Source organism: Pseudomonas baetica (assembly GCF_002813455.1).
In the GTDB taxonomy this organism is placed as follows: domain Bacteria; phylum Pseudomonadota; class Gammaproteobacteria; order Pseudomonadales; family Pseudomonadaceae; genus Aquipseudomonas; species Aquipseudomonas baetica.
On record NZ_PHHE01000001.1, the window covers coordinates 2,188,044 to 2,205,690 of the forward strand.

The following is a 17,647-nucleotide window of genomic DNA, read 5'->3' on the forward strand; positions in this document are numbered from 1 at the left end:
CGCCCCCTGAATTTTCATGGGGGGTTTGGGGGGGCTTTGGCCCTTGACTGTTGGTTCAAACATGGAGAGATCGGGATGGTATTTTCATCCAACGTGTTCCTGTTTCTGTTCTTGCCGATCTTTCTCGGCATGTACTACCTGAGCGGGATTCGTTATCGCAATTTGCTGCTGCTACTCGCCAGCTACGTGTTCTATGCGTGGTGGCGAGTGGACTTCCTGGCGCTGTTCGCCGCCGTCACGTTGTGGAACTACTGGATCGGCCTGAAAGTCGGTGCTGCCGGCGTGCGGACCAAACCGGCGCAACGCTGGCTGTTGCTCGGCGTGGCAGTGGATCTGTGCATCCTCGGCTACTTCAAATACGCCAACTTCGGCGTCGACAGCATCAACGCGATGATGACCTCGGTCGGTCTGTCGCCGTTCATCCTGACCCACGTGCTATTGCCGATCGGTATCTCGTTCTACATCTTCGAGTCGATCAGCTACATCATCGACGTGTATCGCGGCGACACCCCGGCCACGCGCAACCTGATCGACTTTGCGGCGTTTGTGGCGATCTTCCCGCACCTGATTGCCGGCCCGGTCCTGCGTTTCCGCGACCTTGCCGACCAGTTCAACAACCGCACGCACACCCTCGACAAATTCTCCGAGGGCTGCACACGGTTCATGCAGGGTTTCATCAAGAAAGTCTTCATCGCCGACACCCTAGCGGTAGTTGCCGACCACTGCTTCGCCCTGCAAAACCCGACCACGGGCGATGCCTGGCTGGGTGCGCTGGCGTACACCGCGCAACTGTATTTCGACTTCTCCGGTTACAGCGACATGGCGATCGGTCTGGGTCTGATGATGGGTTTCCGCTTCATGGAAAACTTCAAGCAGCCGTACATCAGTCAGTCGATCACCGAGTTCTGGCGTCGCTGGCACATCAGCCTGTCCACCTGGCTGCGTGACTACCTGTACATCACCCTCGGCGGTAACCGTAAAGGCACGCTGATGACCTATCGCAACCTGTTCCTGACCATGCTTCTGGGTGGTCTGTGGCACGGCGCGAACATCACCTACATCGTCTGGGGCGCCTGGCACGGCATGTGGCTGGCGATAGAAAAAGCGCTGGGCCTGAATACTTCGCCACGCAGCCTCAACCCGATCCGCTGGGCGCTGACCTTCCTGCTCGTGGTCATGGGCTGGGTGATCTTCCGTGCCGAGAACCTGCACGTTGCCGGGCGTATGTACGGCGCGATGTTCAGCTTCGGCGACTGGTCGCTGTCGGAACTCAATCAGGCCAGCCTCACCGGTCTGCAAGTGGCGACGCTGGTGGTGGCTTACGTGACGCTGGCGTTCTTCGGTCTGCGTGATCTGTACACCAACCAGCCTCCGGTCAAAACCAAGCCAGTGGTCAACGTTGAAACCGACGGCCCCGCCGCTGCGACCCCAGGAATGATCAAGGCAGCCCCCGGCGAAAACCCGGCGAGCATCCACGAGCCTGGCTACACCGTCGGCGTCGACGCCCAGGTGCAACCGGCCTACTGGACGGCGGACTGGTCGCGTTACGTGATGCACGGCTTGATCCTGCTGCTGTTCATCGCCTCGATTCTCAAACTCTCGGCGCAAAGCTTCTCGCCGTTCCTTTACTTCCAGTTCTGAGGGATCTGACATGACCCGCTCATTACGCATCTTCTACATCGCCCTGTTCCTGGTGACCCTGCTGGTCTTGGGCTTGTGGTCGGTACGCAGCTTCTTCGGCTTCAGCACCAACGCCGACGCGACGGTGCTCAACGGCCGCTGGACCAAAGCCGTGGAAACCCACTATGACGAAGAGTTTCCGATCAAGCGTCTGGGCACCAACCTCTGGGCCGCGCTGGATTTCAAACTGTTCAACGAAGGTCGTCCGGGCGTGGTGCTCGGCCGCGATCAGTGGTTGTACAGCGATGAGGAATTCAACCCGATCGTCAACGAAGAGCTGAACCTGCAAGGCAACTACGCGCTGGTCGAAGGCGTGCGCCAGACCCTCAAAGAGAAAGGCGTGAAACTGGTGATGGCGATCGTGCCGGCCAAGGTTCGCCTGTACCCGGAACACCTCGGTGAAGTGAAACCGTCGAGCATCCACGCCAACCTTTACGAGGACTTCCACGCACGGGTTGCGGCGGACAAGATCCTTGCACCCGATCTGCTCAAGCCATTGCAACAGGCCAAGCAGAACGGTCAGCAAGTGTTCCTGCGCACCGACACACACTGGACGCCAGAAGGTGCCGAAGTTGCCGCCAACACCCTGGCCAAGACCATCGCCGACAAGTTCCCGCTCAGCGGCGAGCCGCAGCGTTTCGTCACCACGCCGGCGGAAAAGGTCACGCACAAGGGCGATCTGCGTCTGTTCCTGCCGCTTGATCCGCTGTTCGAAAACCTGATGCCGGCGCAAGAGCCGCTGCAAAAGCGCAACACCGTAGCCGCTGGCGAGCAACCTGGTGGTGATGACGCACTGTTCGCCAACAGCGAAGTGCCGGTCGCGCTGATCGGTACCAGCTACAGCGCCAACCCCAACTGGAACTTCGTCGGTGCGCTGAAACAAGCGCTGCACAGCGACGTGGTGAACTACGCCGAAGACGGCCACGGCCCGATCCTGCCAATGCTCAGCTACCTGAAAAGCGATGACTTCAAGAACAGCCCGCCACAGGTGCTGATCTGGGAGTTTCCTGAACGATATCTGCCTGTGAACAACGAAATCGGCGACGCCGACCCGCAGTGGGTCGCAGAGCTTAAACAAGCCGGCGCTCGCCAACAAAACGTAGCCATCAACACTAAATCCGAGACGCCCGACCGGGCGCAAAACTGAAAGAGAGGTACACCATGACTTTCACTACTACTCCTCGCCGTCTCGCTAAAAGCTTCGCATTGGTTGCTGGCCTCAGCGTGCTTTCCGTACCCGCCTTCGCCGGTGGCGACGCTGCCCTCTACGGCCCGACCGCACCGAAAGGCTCGACCTTTGTGCGTATCTACAACGCCAGCAACGCTGAAGTCAGCGCCACTGTCGGCAGCACCAACTTGAGCGACGTTGCGCCACTGGCCAGCAGCGACTTCAGTTTCATGCCGGGCGGCGACTACAGCGCCAAGGTCGGCAGCCAGACCCTGCCGGTAAAACTCGCCGGTGACCACTACTACACCCTGGTCAACAACGCTTCCGGCGCGCCGCAACTGATCGAAGAGCCGCCGTTCAAGAACAAGCAGAAATCCCTGGTGCGCGTGCAGAACCTCAGCGACAAACCGCTGACTCTGAAGACTGCCGACGGCAAGACCGACGTGGTACCGAATGTGGCGGCCAAGGGCCGTGGCGAACGCGAAATCAACCCGGTGAAAGTCAGCCTGGCGCTGTACGAAGGCGACAAGAAAGTCGGCGACGTGAAGCCGGTCGCTCTGGAGCGCGGTGAAGCTGCGGTGCTGTACGTCACCGGTTCCGGCAGCAGCCTGTCGCCAGTCTGGGTGAAACGCCCGGTGTCGACGCGCTAATCAATTTTCCTGCCTGACCCCGTCCCCACTGTGGGAGGGTTGTCAGTTCGGGTACGAAACAAAAACAAGAGTGAAACGACACAACGTTCGTGCCTCTAACCCAATCGATTTTATGGAGTAAACAATATGATTCCGGTGATCTTGTCAGGTGGTAGCGGCTCACGTCTTTGGCCGCTTTCGCGTAAGCAGTTTCCTAAGCAATTCCTCGCCCTGACCGGCGAACACACCTTGTTCCAGCAAACCCTGGAACGCCTGGTGTTCGAAGGCATGGACACGCCGATCGTGGTCTGCAACAAGGATCACCGTTTTATCGTCAACGAGCAGTTGGCCAACCGCAAGCTGGAATGCCAGCGCATCCTGATGGAACCGTTCGGCCGCAACACTGCGCCGGCCGTGGCGCTGACCGCGATGATGCTGGTCAATGAAGGCCGTGACGAACTGATGCTGGTGCTGCCGGCCGATCACGTGCTGGAAGACCAGAAAGCCCTGCAACGCGCCCTCGCCCTTGCAACCGTTGCCGCCGAAAACGGCGAAATGGTGCTGTTCGGCGTGCCGGCGACCAAACCGGAAACCGGTTACGGCTACATCAAATCCACCGCCGATTCGCTGCTGCCCGAAGGCGTCAGCCGCGTCTCGCACTTTGTCGAAAAACCGGACGTGAAACGCGCCACCGAATACGTCGAGTCGGGCGGTTACTACTGGAACAGCGGCATGTTCCTGTTCCGCGCCAGCCGCTTCCTCGAAGAGCTGAAAAAGCACGACCCGGACATCTACGACACCTGCCTGCTGACCCTTGAGCGTAGCGAGCAAGACGCCGATACCGTCACGCTGGACGAAGCCACCTTCGCCTGCTGCCCGGACAACTCCATCGACTATTCCGTAATGGAAAAAACCCAACGCGCCTGCGTCGTGCCGCTGACTGCCGGCTGGAGCGATGTCGGTTGCTGGTCGTCGTTGTGGGAAGTCAACGAGAAAGACGCCAACGGCAACGTCACCAAAGGCGACGTGGTGATCCAGGACAGCAAGAACTGCATGATCCACGGCAACGGCAAACTGGTGTCGGTGATCGGTCTGGAAAACATTGTGGTGGTCGAAACCAAGGACGCCATGATGATCGCCCACAAGGACAAGGTCCAGGGCGTCAAGCAGATGGTCAACACCCTCAACGAACAGGGTCGCAGCGAAACCCAGAACCACTGCGAGGTCTACCGTCCGTGGGGCTCCTACGATTCGGTGGACATGGGCGGGCGTTTCCAGGTCAAGCATATCTCGGTCAAGCCGGGCGCGTGCCTGTCACTGCAGATGCACCACCACCGCGCCGAACACTGGATCGTGGTCAGCGGCACTGCTGAAGTGACCTGTGACGACAACGTGTTCCTGCTCTGCGAAAACCAGTCGACCTATATTCCGATCGCCTCGGTGCATCGCCTGCGCAATCCGGGCAAGATCCCGCTGGAAATCATCGAAGTGCAATCGGGTTCGTACCTGGGTGAAGACGATATCGAGCGTTTCGAAGATATCTACGGCCGCTCCACCCCGATCGAGCGCGGCGTGTCGGTGAAAACCATCGCGCAGTAACGATCGACAACGCTCAGTAAACCAAGAAGCCCTCGCCCAGCCCACTGCGTCCCCTATCCGCAGCGGGTTGGACGGGGGCTTTTTTTGTCCGGATTCTGTGTCGCCGGCAATGGCCTCTTCGCGAGCGCGCTCGCTCCCACACTTGAAATGCATTCCCCTGTGGGAGCGAGCCTGCTCGCGAAGAGGCCCGGTCAGACACCGCAAGTCCCGATGCCCATCGCCAACCTCACCTACGCTTAGGTAGGATGCCTCTCTATCCCTTCGAGGTTGTCCGACATGTTCATCGGCATTTTGCTGGTCATCACCTGGCTGATTCTGTTGCTGCGCTATCCGGCCAAGGCCCTGCCGGTTTCGGTGGCGGCGGCGATTGGCCTCGGTCTGGTCGCCATGTGGGTGGTGTGGCTGGACAACCGCGAGATCAAACAGCTGGCACGGCTTGAACTGCGCATCAGCTATGCGCCCGAACAATGCCCGGCGGATCGGCCGTTGCAACTGAAGATGAACAACGGCAACAGTGTGCCACTGACCGAACTGCGCTGGCGTATTGCAGCCTATGCGCCGGGCGACACGGTCAATCTGGCCGACAATCAATACACTGCCCCGCGTTATCGCGGCCCCGGTGAATTGCAGGCCGGCGGCAGTTGGGAAGATTGCTTGCCGATGCCGCCACTGCGTCCCGGCTATCGCCCACAAACCCTGGAGTTTCGCGCCGAGCGATTGCAGGGTAGTTTCTCCGACTGATTCCCTTCCCCACCCTTTTTGCACAAGGAATGCGCCATGCCCGTTGCGTTGATTACCGGTTGCTCCAGCGGCATCGGCCGCGCCCTCGCCGATGCGTTCAAAACCGCCGGTTTCGAAGTCTGGGCCACTGCGCGCAAGGCTGAAGACGTCGCCGCACTGGCCGCTGCCGGGTTCACCGCGATCCAGCTGGACGTCAACGACGGCGCAGCGCTGGAGCAACTCGGCGAACGCATCAACCAGCAACACGGCAGCCTCGACGTGCTGATCAACAACGCCGGTTACGGCGCCATGGGCCCGCTGCTCGACGGTGGCGTGTCAGCCATGCAGCGCCAGTTCGAAACCAACGTGTTCTCGATTGTCGGCGTCACCCGCGCGCTGTTCCCGGTGTTGCGCCGGGCCAAGGGTTTGGTGGTGAACATTGGCAGCGTTTCCGGCGTATTGGTCACGCCGTTCGCCGGTGCCTATTGCGCCTCGAAAGCAGCAGTGCATGCCTTGAGCGATGCACTGCGCATGGAGCTGGCGCCGTTCGGCATTCGCGTGATGGAAGTACAGCCCGGCGCGATTCAATCGAGCTTCGCCAAGAATGCCGGGCATGAGGCTGAGCAGTTGATCAATGAACAATCGCCGTGGTTTCCATTGCGAGAAGGGATCCGCGCGCGGGCCAAGGCGTCGCAGGACAAACCAACGCCGGCCCTTGAGTTTGCTGCTGTGCTGCTGAAGGCTGTGCAGCAGAGCAAACCGCCACGGCTGATTCGCATCGGCAATGGTAGCCGGGCATTGCCGCTGTTAGCGACGCTGCTGCCCAAAGGGTTGCTGGAATCGACGTTGATGAAGCGCTTCGGGTTGCGCGGCCAACTCTGACACCGCGTTACCGTTCTTCGCGAGCAGGCTCGCTCCCACAGGGATCTTCAGTGCAACGCGAATCCAGTGTGGGAGCGAGCCTGCTCGCGAATGGCAGTACCTCGGTCTGTCAGTTATCCACAGTGTCCTGCCTTACCACCACCGTACAAGTAATCCCCGCCGCCAACAAAACACCCTCCGGCACTTCATCAATGTGAATGCGCACCGGCACTCGCTGTGCCAAGCGCACCCAGTTGAACGTCGGGTTCACATCGGCGATCAGCTCGCGGCTTTCCGGGTTGTCGCGGTCGTAGATGCCGCGAGAAATGCTTTCCACATGGCCCTTGAGCACTTCGCCGCTCATCAACTGCATGTCGGCCTTATCACCGACTTTCACGCGGGGCAATTTGGTCTCTTCGAAGAAGCCGTAAACCCAGAACGAATTCATGTCGACCACGGCCATTTTTGCCTCGCCGATGCGCGCGTAATCACCGCGATGCACGTTGAGGTTGGTCACGTAACCGTCGACCGCCGCGCGTACTTCGGTGCGTTTGAGGTTGAGTTCGGCGGCTTCCAGTTGCGCCTGCGCGTGCTGGTAATCGGCGAGGGCGGCGTCGGCGATGTTGCTGGCGTCGTCGCGGTTTTCCTTGGAGATCACCAGGTTGTCGAGATCGGCGCGGCGGTGGGCGTTGACCTTGCGCATCTCCCACGTCGACTTGCGCGAGGCGACCAGCGACTGCGCCTGTTTCACCGCGATGCGGTAGTGCTCCGGGTCGATCTGCATGAGCAAATCGCCCTTCTTCACCAATTGGTTGTCGCGCACCGGCACATCGATGACTTCACCGGTGACGTCGGCGGCGACGTTGATGATGTCTGCGCGAACGCGGCCATCGCGGGTCCACGGCGTGTTCATGTAATGCACCCACAAGGTCCGGCCGATCCACAGCGCCAGGGCCAGCACCAGCAGGGTCGCGAGCAGGCTGAAAAACTTTTTCATCTGGATGTTCTCAACTCAACGGTAAACAGTCAGCGCCATCGCGCCAAACAGACAGGAAAACAGACTCAGGCGCAGCAGCGCCGGGTGCCAGAAGAAGCGGTACAGATCAAACCCCGACAAGAACCGATCCACCGCCCAGGCCAGCGCCGCAGCGATGAAAAACATCAGGGTCATGGTCGGCATGTACACGCCGTGGAAGGCGATTTCACGAGGCATGGGCAAGTCCTTCGGGCTTGGCGGGAGCAAAAGCGGCCAGCGGTGATTGCGGGTCGAGCAACGAGGTGCGGATGAAGTGCAGATAGCTCTTCACCCGGCGCAACGCTGAGGTATCGAAGTGCGGCGCGAACGGCTCATCGGTGGCCGCCACGCGACTGATCGCATGATCGACCGCCACCAGCGCCCGTTCGAGATTGCTTGAGTTCGGTTGCAAGAACAGCCGCACCAGCGCCCGGCCCATCACACGGATCGCCTGGCGCCACGGTTGCGATTCGGCATAGGCCGGGTGCACCGGCAGAATCGCCTGTTCCTTGCGCAACTCGATGATCGCGTGGCCGACTTCCAGCACCACGAACATCCAGCGCAGCAGATTCTTCTGCACCTTCGGCTCACCGGCCGCCAGACCATAAGCCTGATGCAGCAAATCGCGGGTGCGGCTCTCGAAACTCGACGCCAGGCCTTTGAGCTTGCCACTGATCGCGTAGACCACTTGCCCACGCAGATCCTGCTCCAGCCGCTTCCATAACCAGCGGCTGTTCGGCGGCAGAATAATCGCGCCCGCCGCCGCACACACCAGCATGCCCATGACCATGGCGATGTAGTCGTTGATAAAGGTGTAGGGGTTGTAGATCGTCAGGTTGTCCGGCACCGAACCGGTGCTGAAAAAGATCAGCAGACCGAGGCCGACACCGGCGTATTGCGGCCGCGACGTAAGGAATGAGCCGAGCACGATCACTGGCGCGAGCATCACGCACAACAGTGGAAAACCGTCGATCCACGGGAAGATGAAAAACATCTCGACGAAGCCGATCAGCGCACCAAGGAAAGTGCCGCAAGCCATCTGAAATGCCATGCGTTTCGGGTTCGGCGTGGCAGCGGAGAGGCCCACGGTCGCGGCAGCAATCAGGGTCAAGGTCGCGCCGCTCGGCCACGCGGTGGCGACCCAATAACTGCCCAGCACGATCAGAATGAACGAGGCGCGAATCCCCGAGGCCGCTGCCGCCCACCAGTTGGTTTGCGGGGTGAACGGCTCGTCCCAGCGCTCACGTTCGTGGCGGTGATCGGCCAGGGACGCGTGGGTTTGCGCGTAACCGTGCAGATCATCGACGAAGCGATAGAGCAATTCATACGCGGTGTGGAAATCCAGTTGCTCGGCGTCGCTCGGCTCGCTCTCCTGAAAGATGGCGCGCAGGCTGCGCACTCGTGCCGGCAAACCTTCCTTGTAGCTCGCCAGCGCCGTCGCCAGTCGCGCGGCATCGGGGCTGGTCAGCGCCCGACCGCTGAAGCCGTCGAGCACTTCGGCCAAGTCCTGCAAGCCTGGCCTGATGGCCGCGACAACGTGCTCTTCGCCATTGCCACGCAAGCGCTCAAGCAATTGATGCAGAGCGTTGAAGCGCGTGGTGATACCCATGAACTCGCTGTTCAAACGGCTCAGGCGACCGTTGCGCCGACGCATGTGCGGGTCTTCGAACACGGTGACGCTGCGCAGCCCTTCCAGCCCCACCGCCTCGGCGATGAAACGCACGTTGCTGGCCTCGAAAGATTCGGTTTTGCTGCGCCCGCGCAAGCCATCGGTGACGAACAGCGCGAATACGCCGAAGCGCTGATACAAGGCATTGCGCATCGCCGCGCTGACGGTCTGCGGCAGGATCGCGGCGCTGACCACGGTGGCGCAGAGAATCCCCAGCGAGATCTCCAGCACCCGCCACACCGCCGCCATGAACGCGCCGTCCGGGTGCGCCAGCGCCGGCAAACCGACCATCGCTGCGGTGTACCCGGCCAAGACAAAACCGTAAGCGCGGAAGTTACGGCAACGCGCGGCACCAGCCGAGCAAATGCCGACCCAGATCGCCAGCGAGCCGAGGAACAGTTCGGTATTTTGCGCGAACAGCGCGATCAGCGTGACCATCATCGCCGACCCGGCCAGCGTGCCGAGAAAGCGATAGAAACTCTTGGCGAACACCTGACCACTTTGCGGCTGCATGACGATGAACACGGTGATCATCGCGGTGCGCGGTTGCGGCAATTCCAGGCGCATGGCCAGCCACAGGGTGAGGAACGCGGCGAGCAGCACCTTGAAGATGTAGACCCAGGTCACGCCGTCACTGCGCGCCCAGTCAAAGAAACCCCGACGCCATTCCAGGGAGTAAAGCCAGCGTAGAGGTGCGGGCAAGGGAGTCATCAATTGTGCTCAGAAAAGTCGGGGCGGGCCGGGATCCTGTGGGAGCGGGCTTGCTCGCGAAGGCGTCTTCAGATTCAACATCGATGTCGACTGATACGCCGCGTTCGCGAGCAAGCCCGCTCCCACATCGGGTTTTGTGTTCAACGTAGGAATACCGGGGTTTTCGGGGCCGCTGTCTGTTCAGAGCTCGGCACGTCGTTACCGGCACCGAGGCCACCACCCAGCGCCGTCACCAACTCGGCATGCGCAGTCAACCGCGCCGCCTGCACCTGCTGTTGCACTTGCTGCTGTTTGAACAGCAGTGTTTGCGCGTTAAGCACGTTGAGGTAATCGGTGAGGCCGCGCTGATAAGCGATCATCGCGATGTCGTAAGTCTTCTGCGCGGTGGCCACGGATTCGGCGGCGAACTCTTGCTGCTTGTCCATCGACTCACGGCGGATCAACTGGTCAGAGATGTTCTTCAGCGCATTGACCAGCGTCTGGTTGTAATGCGCCACGGCGATGTCAAAACCGGCCGACGCTTCACCCAGTTCGGCCCGCAGTCGGCCGCCGTCGAAGATCGGCAACGAGATCGCCGGGCCGACGTTGTAGGTGAGTTTCTTGCCGGTCAAAAACTCCAGCGCACCGCCGCCGGTGGCCATGTAGCCGAGGCTGCCGACCAGATCGACGTTGGGATAAAAACCGGCATGCGCCACCTCGATCCCGCGCGCCTGCGCCGCCACTTGCCAGCGACTGGCGACCACGTCCGGGCGTTGGCCGAGCAGTTCGGCGGGCAGCGCTGAAGGCAGTTTCAACGCGGCGCCGAGGGAGAGCGTCGGGCGCTGCAACTGCGCGCCCTCACCCGGGCCTTTGCCCGCCAGTGCGGCGAGTTGATTGCGGCTCAGGGCGATCTCTTCGTCCAGCGCATCCAGTTGCCGATGGGTTTCCGGCAACGGCGTTTGCGCCTGACTGACCTCAAAGTGCGTGCCGATCCCGCCGTCCAGACGCTTCTGCGCCAGCTCGAGAATCTGCTGTTGCTGTTTGAGCGTCGCGGCGACGATGTCGCGCTGGGCGTAATGCAGCGACAGCTCGATGTAGGCGCGCACGATGTTGTTCTGCAACTCCAACTGCGCCAGCCGTGCTTCGGCAGCACTCATGTGCGCCAGATCCACCGCCCGTGCGCTGGCATTGCTTTCGCGGCCCCAGAGGTCAAGGGCATAGCTGAAACCCAGCGCGGCGTTGTTGTCCCACGTGGTGGTGTTGGCCAGTTCGCCCGGACCGTAGAACTGATCGGTCGGCCAGTTGTGGCGCTTGAGCGTCGACTCACCATTGATCTGCAACGACTCGGCCGCTTCAGCGACACCGGCCATGGCTTTAGCCTGACGCACCCGCGCGGCGGCCATGGCCATGCTTGGGCTGCCTTGTACGGCAAGGTCGATCCAGCGGTTCAATTGCGGGTCGCCGTAGGCTTGCCACCATTGCGCGGTGGGCCAGTTGGCGTCACGGGCAGCGTGGGCGATGGCGTCGTCGGTGACCAGCGCATTGGCCTGCAATGCCTTGCCCTGAGGGGCAATTCCATCAGTTGAGATGCAGCCGCTGAGACCCAGGGTAAAAGCCAGAACACTGAGCGGCAAAAGCGCTCTGTTGATGCGACGCGGCACAGCTGCGAATTCCTGAGAAGAGGATAAGGCGGGACATGTTTTATGTAGGAGCCTGCGGCAGCTCCTACAGGGAACGGCGCAATTCTAGGGGGCGACCTGAGCGGCGATAAGCTGGGAATCCTGTGAATCTTTGTTACCGTTAACGAGATAATCCTTAAGTCTGGGGTCTCAGGCCCCGAAACTTCGTGTCACAATTTGCCATCTCCCTTGAGAGCACCCCATGGACACTTTGCAAAACATGCGCGCCTTCAGTTGCGTGGCCGAAGCCGGCAGCTTCACCGCCGCCGCCGTGCAGCTCGACACCACCACCGCCAACGTCTCGCGCGCGGTCTCCAACCTGGAAGCCCACCTGCAAACCCGACTGCTTAACCGCACGACTCGACGCATCGCCCTGACCGAAGCCGGCAAGCGCTATTTGCTGCGCTGCGAGCAGATCCTCGCCTACGTCGAAGAAGCCGAAGCCGAGGCCAGCGAAGCCCACGCCCGCCCCGCCGGCCAGCTGAAAGTCCACACCATGACCGGCATCGGCCAGCACTTCGTGATCGACGCCATCGCCCGCTACCGCAAGACCCACCCGGACGTGACCTTCGACCTGACCATGGCCAACCGCGTGCCGGACCTGCTCGACGAAGGCTACGACGTGTCTATCGTGCTGGCTCGCGAACTGCCAGACTCGGGCTTCGTCTCGCAACGGCTGGGCATCACCTACAGCATCGTCTGCGCCTCGCCGGCCTACGTGAAAGCCAACGGCTGCGCGCAAAAGCCCAGCGACCTGCTCAACCACGCCTGCCTGCGCCTGGTGAGCCCGGTGATCCCGCTGGAAAAATGGGCGTTCGATGGCCCGGAAGGCCAGGAAATGGTCACCATCAACAGCTCACCGTTTCTGGTGAACTCCGCCGACGCGATGAAAACCGCAATCACCAGCGGCATGGGCGTCGGCGTCCTGCCGGTGTACGCGGCCATCGAAGGTTTGCGCAACGGCACACTGGTGCGGGTGATGCCCAACTACCGCTCGCAGGAACTGAACCTCTACGCGATCTACCCGTCGCGGCAATACCTGGATGCAAAGATCAAAACCTGGGTCGAGTACCTGCGCGGCTCACTGCCGGAAATCCTCGCCGCACATCAAGCAGAACTGACCGCCTACGAACTCAGCGGCAGCCTCGCCGGCGCCCGCGTCGCCAACTGACCTTAAACAACCCACAGGACCTGTTGTAGTGGTCAACTAATCCCGGACACGACGTTAAGTTTTTTCTCGGCCTGAGCTGGGGCCAGTCCGTTGTTGAATTGGTGCGGTCTAATCCAGTTGTACCGATGCATCAGGTAATGACTGATGTCGCGGTGCGCTTCTTGAGCTGTCATGTAGCCCACGGTCGGTATCCATTCAGTTTTCAAGCTGCGAAACACACGCTCCATCGGCGCGTTATCCCAGCAGTTTCCACGACGGCTCATGCTTTGGCGCATGCGGTAACGCCAGAGCCGTTGGCGAAACTGGCGACTGCCATATTGCGAGCCCTGATCCGAGTGAAACAGAAGCCCTTGAGGCCTGCCACGCTGTTCGTAAGCCATGTCCAACGCCTTGATGACCAGATCCGCATCCGGCTTGTTCGACAGCGCCCAGCCCACCACTCGGCGCGCGTAAAGATCCATAACGACAGCCAGGTAATGCCATTTCCCTTGAGCCCAGATGTAGGTGATGTCGCCACACCAGACCTGATTCGGCGCCGGCACATCAAACTCTCGATTCAATATGTTCGGAATGTCAGGCCGCTCAACCGTCGCTTGTTTGTAGGCATGTGATCCAGGTTGTTTACTGACCAACTCCAGTTCCCGCATCAGGCCTCGCACCTTGAACCGCCCAATTTGCTCGCCGTCTTCCTGCATCATCGACACGATGCTGCGGCTACCGGCGGCGCTTCGACTTTGCGTAAACAGTTCGTTAACCCGGCTGCGCAACCGAAGCCGCTCAACGTCTGGAGTTCGGCGCCTGAGACGATGGGCGTAGTAACACGAACGAGTGACGTCAAAGACTGCGCAAAGCCAATCAACCGGCTCTTGGGGGCTCAGTTGATCAATCAGCGCGTGCGCTCGTGCTCTTCCGACATCAAGAGCGCGGTAGCCTTTTTTAAAATGGATTTCTCCCGCTCAAGTCGAGCGATTCGAGCTTCCAATTCCTGGATTTTCTGTTGCTCTGGCGTCAGCGCTTTACTCTGCGGAGTAACGCCAGTGCGCTCCTGCTGAAGCTGATTAACCCAGCGGCGCAACGCGGACTCAACCACACCAAGCGAGCGGCTGGCTTCGATATGGCTATAGCCTTGATCGAGCACGAGGCCTGCGGCCTCGCGTTTGAATTCAGCGGAAAAAGAACGACGTTGTTTGGTCATCAGACACCTCTATCTGGCGAGCATTCTCGCCTAAATGGGTGTCCGGTTTCATTAGACCACTACAGCTAAAGCCTTGGCGCAGGATATAGATAGCCCACTTCTCTCCCCCTTGCGACACCTTGCGCGGGAAGCCTCCATGACTACGATAGTGGGTTTGCCGTTGCGCCTACCCAGTCATGACAAACCGCTAATTGCAGCTTTCATACTCCACCAAGATGGCTCGATTGGTTTCTATACCAAGCAGCATCTACACCCTGGCGAAGAGCAATTCTTTAGTGCGGGTAATGGGGGCGATTTGATGCTTATCGCGGACTTACCCATAGCCCTATCGGTGTGTGCTGATTTCAGTCACCCGGAACATTCATCACACGCTGCAAAACAAGGCGCGCAGTTGTATGCCGCTAGTGTGCTCATCGGTGAAACCGGTTATTCACGCGATAGCTCGCTATTGCAGAACTGCTCAAAGCGTCATGGAATGGCCGATAGCGGTGCGTCTGATACACCGCCATCGCTGGCCTCGTAACCTCGGTGAGCTCCTACAGGGCTTGTTTCAACCTAGAAAATCACGCCGACAAGTGCTCATACAAGATCGTAGCGCCCACCAGCATCAGCACCACACCGCCAATGATCTCGGCACGCTTGCCGACCATGGTGCCCAGCATCCGGCCCAGCATCACACCGATAGTGACCATGGTCATGGTCGCCAAACCGATTGCAGCCGCCGCGACCAGAATATTCACGTCTACAAACGCCAGGCCAACTCCTACGGCAAGCGCGTCGATGCTGGTGGCAAAAGCAGTGACAGCCAGAATCAGAAACGAATGCTGACCCGCTTTTTCCTCGGGCTCTTCCTCATCCTGCTTCACGCCGTTGTAGATCATGTGCAAGCCGAGAATCAGAAGCAGCGTGAAGGCGATCCAGTGGTCTCAGCTTTCAACGAAGCTGCTGGCCGCATTGCCAATCGCCCAGCCGATGACGGGCGTGATGGCTTCAATCACACCGAAAATAACACCGGTGCGCAGCGCTTCGATAAAACGGGGTTTGTGCAGGCTGGAGCCTTTACCGATGGCCGCTGCAAAAGCGTCCGTGGACATGGCCAGGGCAAGGAATATGAGGGAAATGGGATTCACGGTTTACTTCCAGTCGGGCTATGAGTCAACGACACATCCACACGCCCAACTTTAGGCATGGATATGTCGCTGGTCTCGCCAACCAAAAGATGTTCGTACCACGGCTGCTGCCGAGAATGTTGATACGAACGCTCCTGAGATAACTCAGCAGCAGGCTACTCCCCAACGAAGGTGGGCATCATACCTGTAAAGGGCATGAAAATATCGTCAAATGGTTCACAAATTTTCGGATGTACAGGAGGAACACTTTCTCTGTGGGAGCTGGACTTGCCCGCGATAAGGACACCTCGATTCTGCAGGTAGATCACCTATACCTTATCGCGGACAAGCCCAGCTCCCACTGGTAAATGCATTGCAGTTCAAGCAATCGAATTGCAGCGCGTAAGCGGTTAAATTGCCATAACCTCACTGCACATTCCGGTACAACATCAATCGCGCGCTTTCATGCAGCCCGAGGGTCAATGCACGCAAGCGACTGAATTCCTCAGGATGCTGACCGGCAACGTCCTCCAACGGTGTTGCCGAGGCCAGGTCGTGCAGCGTCGGTGAAGTACCGTCGTGTTCCATCTGCAGGAGGAAATGCCGGGGCACGCCACCGATCAACGGGAACGTACCTTCGCGCAGTACCAATGGCACGACACGTTCACCCTCCGGCGCAGGTTGCTGAATATCCCGCCCCATGGCGCCGTTGCTGAACGCAATGCCTGCCATACCTGCCACGGTGGGCAACAAGTCCGCCAACCCCACCGCCTCCTCCACCACCTTCGTCCCGATCAAGCCTGGTGCGTGAATCAACATCGGCACGTTGTTGCTCTCCAGCCCCAATCTCTCAAACGCTGGAGGCATGTGCGGGATCTGGCTGATACGGGTATTGTGGTCACCAAACAGGACAAAAATCGTGTTCTCGTAGTAACCGCCCGCCTTGGCCAGTTCCATCAGCCGCCCGATATTGAAGTCCAGCAAGCGCACCGCGTTGTATTGCTCGACGCTGCGCGAGCCCGCTGCCTGAACCTGTTCAAGGCTCAGGTTGCTGACTTCGAAACCGTTATTTTCTTTGGGAATCGTAAACGGCCGGTGATTGCCTGCCGTCTGCAAATAGGCGAAAAACGGCTGGTCCTTGGGCAGCGCGCGCAGGATTCGGTCGCTTTCCTTGAACAGATCCAGATCGGAAATCCCCCAGACATCCACCACAGGCGAACGCCAGTCACGCTCGTCATACAGTCGAATGTCGACAATGCTGCGGCGGATCAGCGCGTTCATGTTGGCCCACCCGGAGTTGCCGCCAATCATGTACAGCTTCTCGTAGCCCTTGAAATCGTTGATCAGCGTATTTTGCCGGGTCAGCATCGGGTGACGGGTCGCGGTTTCCTGACGGGTCACATCGGGCACCCCGGTAATGCTCGCCCATACAGTTTTGGCCGTTCCTGTGACCGGCACATAGAAATGCCGGAAGAACCAGCTTTGCTTGGCCAGCGAATCCAGATTCGGCGTTGGATTAAGCGGGTTGCCGTATGCCCCTACGGCACTGGTGCCCAACGACTCCAGCATGACAAACACCACGTTCGGCGGCCGCGTAGCAGCGACGTTGTAAGGCTGCACACCCTGTTGACGCTTGAAGGTCAGGCTTTGCGGGTCTGGCTCATCGACGCCCAGATAATCAGCGACCACTGGATAATGCTTGCGCACCACATCTTCGTCGTAACGCGATTGCCCGACCTTGAGCGTGTCATACAGGAACAGCACCGGGTTCAAACCCAGCGCGGCAACCTGACTATTGCCGGAAAAGAACGCATCGCTCCAGCGCAGCGGTACCGGGTTTTCCAGATTGAGGTTTTCAACGCGGCCCAGCAGCCCCAACAACGTGGCCATCGTCACGAGCACTGCGCCAAACGCGACGGACCAACGCTTGATCGGTCTGGACGGACGCTCAAGAGTCAGCCGCTCCAGCCCGATGAAGGCCGCGATTATGACCCCGATACCGGCGAGCCAACTCGCGGTGATCCACAGCACCGGGTAGGTTTGCCAAAGCATGTCCCGGGAAATCTGCGCGTCGTCCAGATAACGCATGACGCTGGCGTTGATCCGCACGCCCAGATACGCGTAATGACCGAAATCGACGATGTAAACCACAGTCACTAGCGCCAATGCGAGGGCCAGATACAACCGCGCCAACCAACGTATTGTCTTTACGTTCAGAAGGTTCCAGCGAGGAATCCACAGCAGCACGACGAGGGGTAACGCCAACAGCAAAGCCAGGCGCAAGTCGAAACGAAAGCCGATGCCCAGCGTCTGTGCGACGGTGGTGTCGGTACTCAGGCTGGCAGGATCAACGCCGGAGAAACCGAAGAAAAACACCAGCCGCAACACACTCAGCAGCACGAAAAACAGCACGGTCACGCCCAGCCAATACAGCAAGCGCCGTGATTGCAGCCACCCCATTT

At 59.8% G+C, this 17,647-nt stretch carries 14 protein-coding genes, 1 pseudogene and 1 riboswitch; of the genes and pseudogenes, 8 read left to right on the top strand and 7 right to left on the bottom strand.

Annotation, left to right across the window (positions count from 1 at the left end; all coding sequences use genetic code 11):
• The first annotated feature begins 75 nt into the window (after nt 1-75).
• The 6 genes from ATI02_RS10015 (at nt 76) to ATI02_RS10040 (ending at nt 6,678) form a co-directional block, all read left to right on the top strand.
• Nucleotides 76-1,641 carry an MBOAT family O-acyltransferase gene (locus tag ATI02_RS10015; RefSeq protein ID WP_100846175.1) on the top strand — a complete coding sequence of 522 codons (1,566 nt, stop codon included), beginning with the start codon at nt 76-78 and terminating at the stop codon, nt 1,639-1,641.
• Between the two features lie 10 nt (nt 1,642-1,651).
• Entirely contained in the window at nt 1,652-2,827 is a 1,176-nt protein-coding gene (locus ATI02_RS10020; protein WP_100846176.1) for an alginate O-acetyltransferase, read from the top strand.
• A 14-nt stretch (nt 2,828-2,841) separates the two neighbouring features.
• On the top strand, nt 2,842-3,498 hold the full coding sequence (locus tag ATI02_RS10025) for an alginate O-acetyltransferase AlgF (RefSeq protein WP_038357614.1): 657 nt from the start codon (nt 2,842-2,844) through the stop codon (nt 3,496-3,498).
• A 126-nt stretch (nt 3,499-3,624) separates the two neighbouring features.
• On the top strand, nt 3,625-5,076 hold the full coding sequence (locus ATI02_RS10030) for a mannose-1-phosphate guanylyltransferase/mannose-6-phosphate isomerase (RefSeq protein WP_100846177.1): 1,452 nt from the start codon (nt 3,625-3,627) through the stop codon (nt 5,074-5,076).
• 276 nt (nt 5,077-5,352) lie between these two features.
• Entirely contained in the window at nt 5,353-5,817 is a 465-nt protein-coding gene (locus tag ATI02_RS10035; protein WP_095188796.1) for a multidrug transporter, read from the top strand.
• A 36-nt stretch (nt 5,818-5,853) separates the two neighbouring features.
• The gene (locus ATI02_RS10040) at nt 5,854-6,678 is read left to right on the top strand and encodes an SDR family oxidoreductase (RefSeq protein WP_100846178.1); all 825 of its coding nucleotides are present in this window, start codon (nt 5,854-5,856) and stop codon (nt 6,676-6,678) included.
• A gap of 109 nt (nt 6,679-6,787) precedes the next feature.
• Here the strand turns inward: ATI02_RS10040 and ATI02_RS10045 are convergent, their stop codons facing one another.
• From ATI02_RS10045 to ATI02_RS10060, 4 genes are all read right to left on the bottom strand, one after another.
• Nucleotides 6,788-7,654, bottom strand: a complete 867-nt coding sequence (locus ATI02_RS10045; RefSeq protein WP_100846179.1) for an efflux RND transporter periplasmic adaptor subunit — start codon at nt 7,652-7,654, stop codon at nt 6,788-6,790.
• Between the two features lie 15 nt (nt 7,655-7,669).
• Nucleotides 7,670-7,870 carry a DUF1656 domain-containing protein gene (locus ATI02_RS10050; protein WP_095188793.1) on the bottom strand — a complete coding sequence of 67 codons (201 nt, stop codon included), beginning with the start codon at nt 7,868-7,870 and terminating at the stop codon, nt 7,670-7,672.
• Nucleotides 7,860-10,052 (bottom strand): FUSC family protein, encoded by a 2,193-nt coding sequence (locus tag ATI02_RS10055; protein ID WP_100846180.1) that lies wholly within the window; start codon nt 10,050-10,052, stop codon nt 7,860-7,862. Before ATI02_RS10055 ends, ATI02_RS10050 begins: the two co-directional genes overlap by 11 nt.
• Before the next feature lie 140 nt (nt 10,053-10,192).
• The gene (locus ATI02_RS10060; protein ID WP_100846181.1) at nt 10,193-11,692 is read right to left on the bottom strand and encodes an efflux transporter outer membrane subunit; all 1,500 of its coding nucleotides are present in this window, start codon (nt 11,690-11,692) and stop codon (nt 10,193-10,195) included.
• A gap of 220 nt (nt 11,693-11,912) precedes the next feature.
• Between ATI02_RS10060 and ATI02_RS10065 the strand changes: the two genes are divergently transcribed.
• Complete coding sequence (locus ATI02_RS10065) at nt 11,913-12,881, top strand: LysR family transcriptional regulator (RefSeq protein ID WP_095188789.1); 969 nt, start codon at nt 11,913-11,915, stop codon at nt 12,879-12,881.
• 32 nt (nt 12,882-12,913) lie between these two features.
• On the opposite strand, the gene ATI02_RS10070 is transcribed toward ATI02_RS10065, so the two are convergent.
• Nucleotides 12,914-14,076 (bottom strand): IS3 family transposase gene (locus ATI02_RS10070; protein ID WP_095191983.1). Its coding sequence is split into 2 segments (ribosomal slippage): nt 12,914-13,821 and nt 13,821-14,076, totalling 1,164 coding nucleotides; the frame shifts between segments, so codons are not numbered across the junction.
• Between the two features lie 73 nt (nt 14,077-14,149).
• Here ATI02_RS10070 and ATI02_RS32000 point away from each other — a divergent pair.
• Nucleotides 14,150-14,599 (top strand): carbon-nitrogen hydrolase family protein, encoded by a 450-nt coding sequence (locus ATI02_RS32000; protein WP_107647010.1) that lies wholly within the window; start codon nt 14,150-14,152, stop codon nt 14,597-14,599.
• Between the two features lie 40 nt (nt 14,600-14,639).
• Here ATI02_RS32000 and mntP read toward each other — a convergent pair.
• Together mntP and ATI02_RS10080 are read right to left on the bottom strand one after the other, a co-directional pair.
• Nucleotides 14,640-15,206, bottom strand: a pseudogene (gene mntP / locus ATI02_RS10075) (manganese efflux pump MntP).
• Between the two features lie 5 nt (nt 15,207-15,211).
• Nucleotides 15,212-15,382, bottom strand: a riboswitch (yybP-ykoY riboswitch).
• 229 nt (nt 15,383-15,611) lie between these two features.
• The gene (locus ATI02_RS10080) at nt 15,612-17,645 is read right to left on the bottom strand and encodes an LTA synthase family protein (protein WP_100846182.1); all 2,034 of its coding nucleotides are present in this window, start codon (nt 17,643-17,645) and stop codon (nt 15,612-15,614) included.
• Between the last annotated feature and the right edge of the window lie 2 nt (nt 17,646-17,647).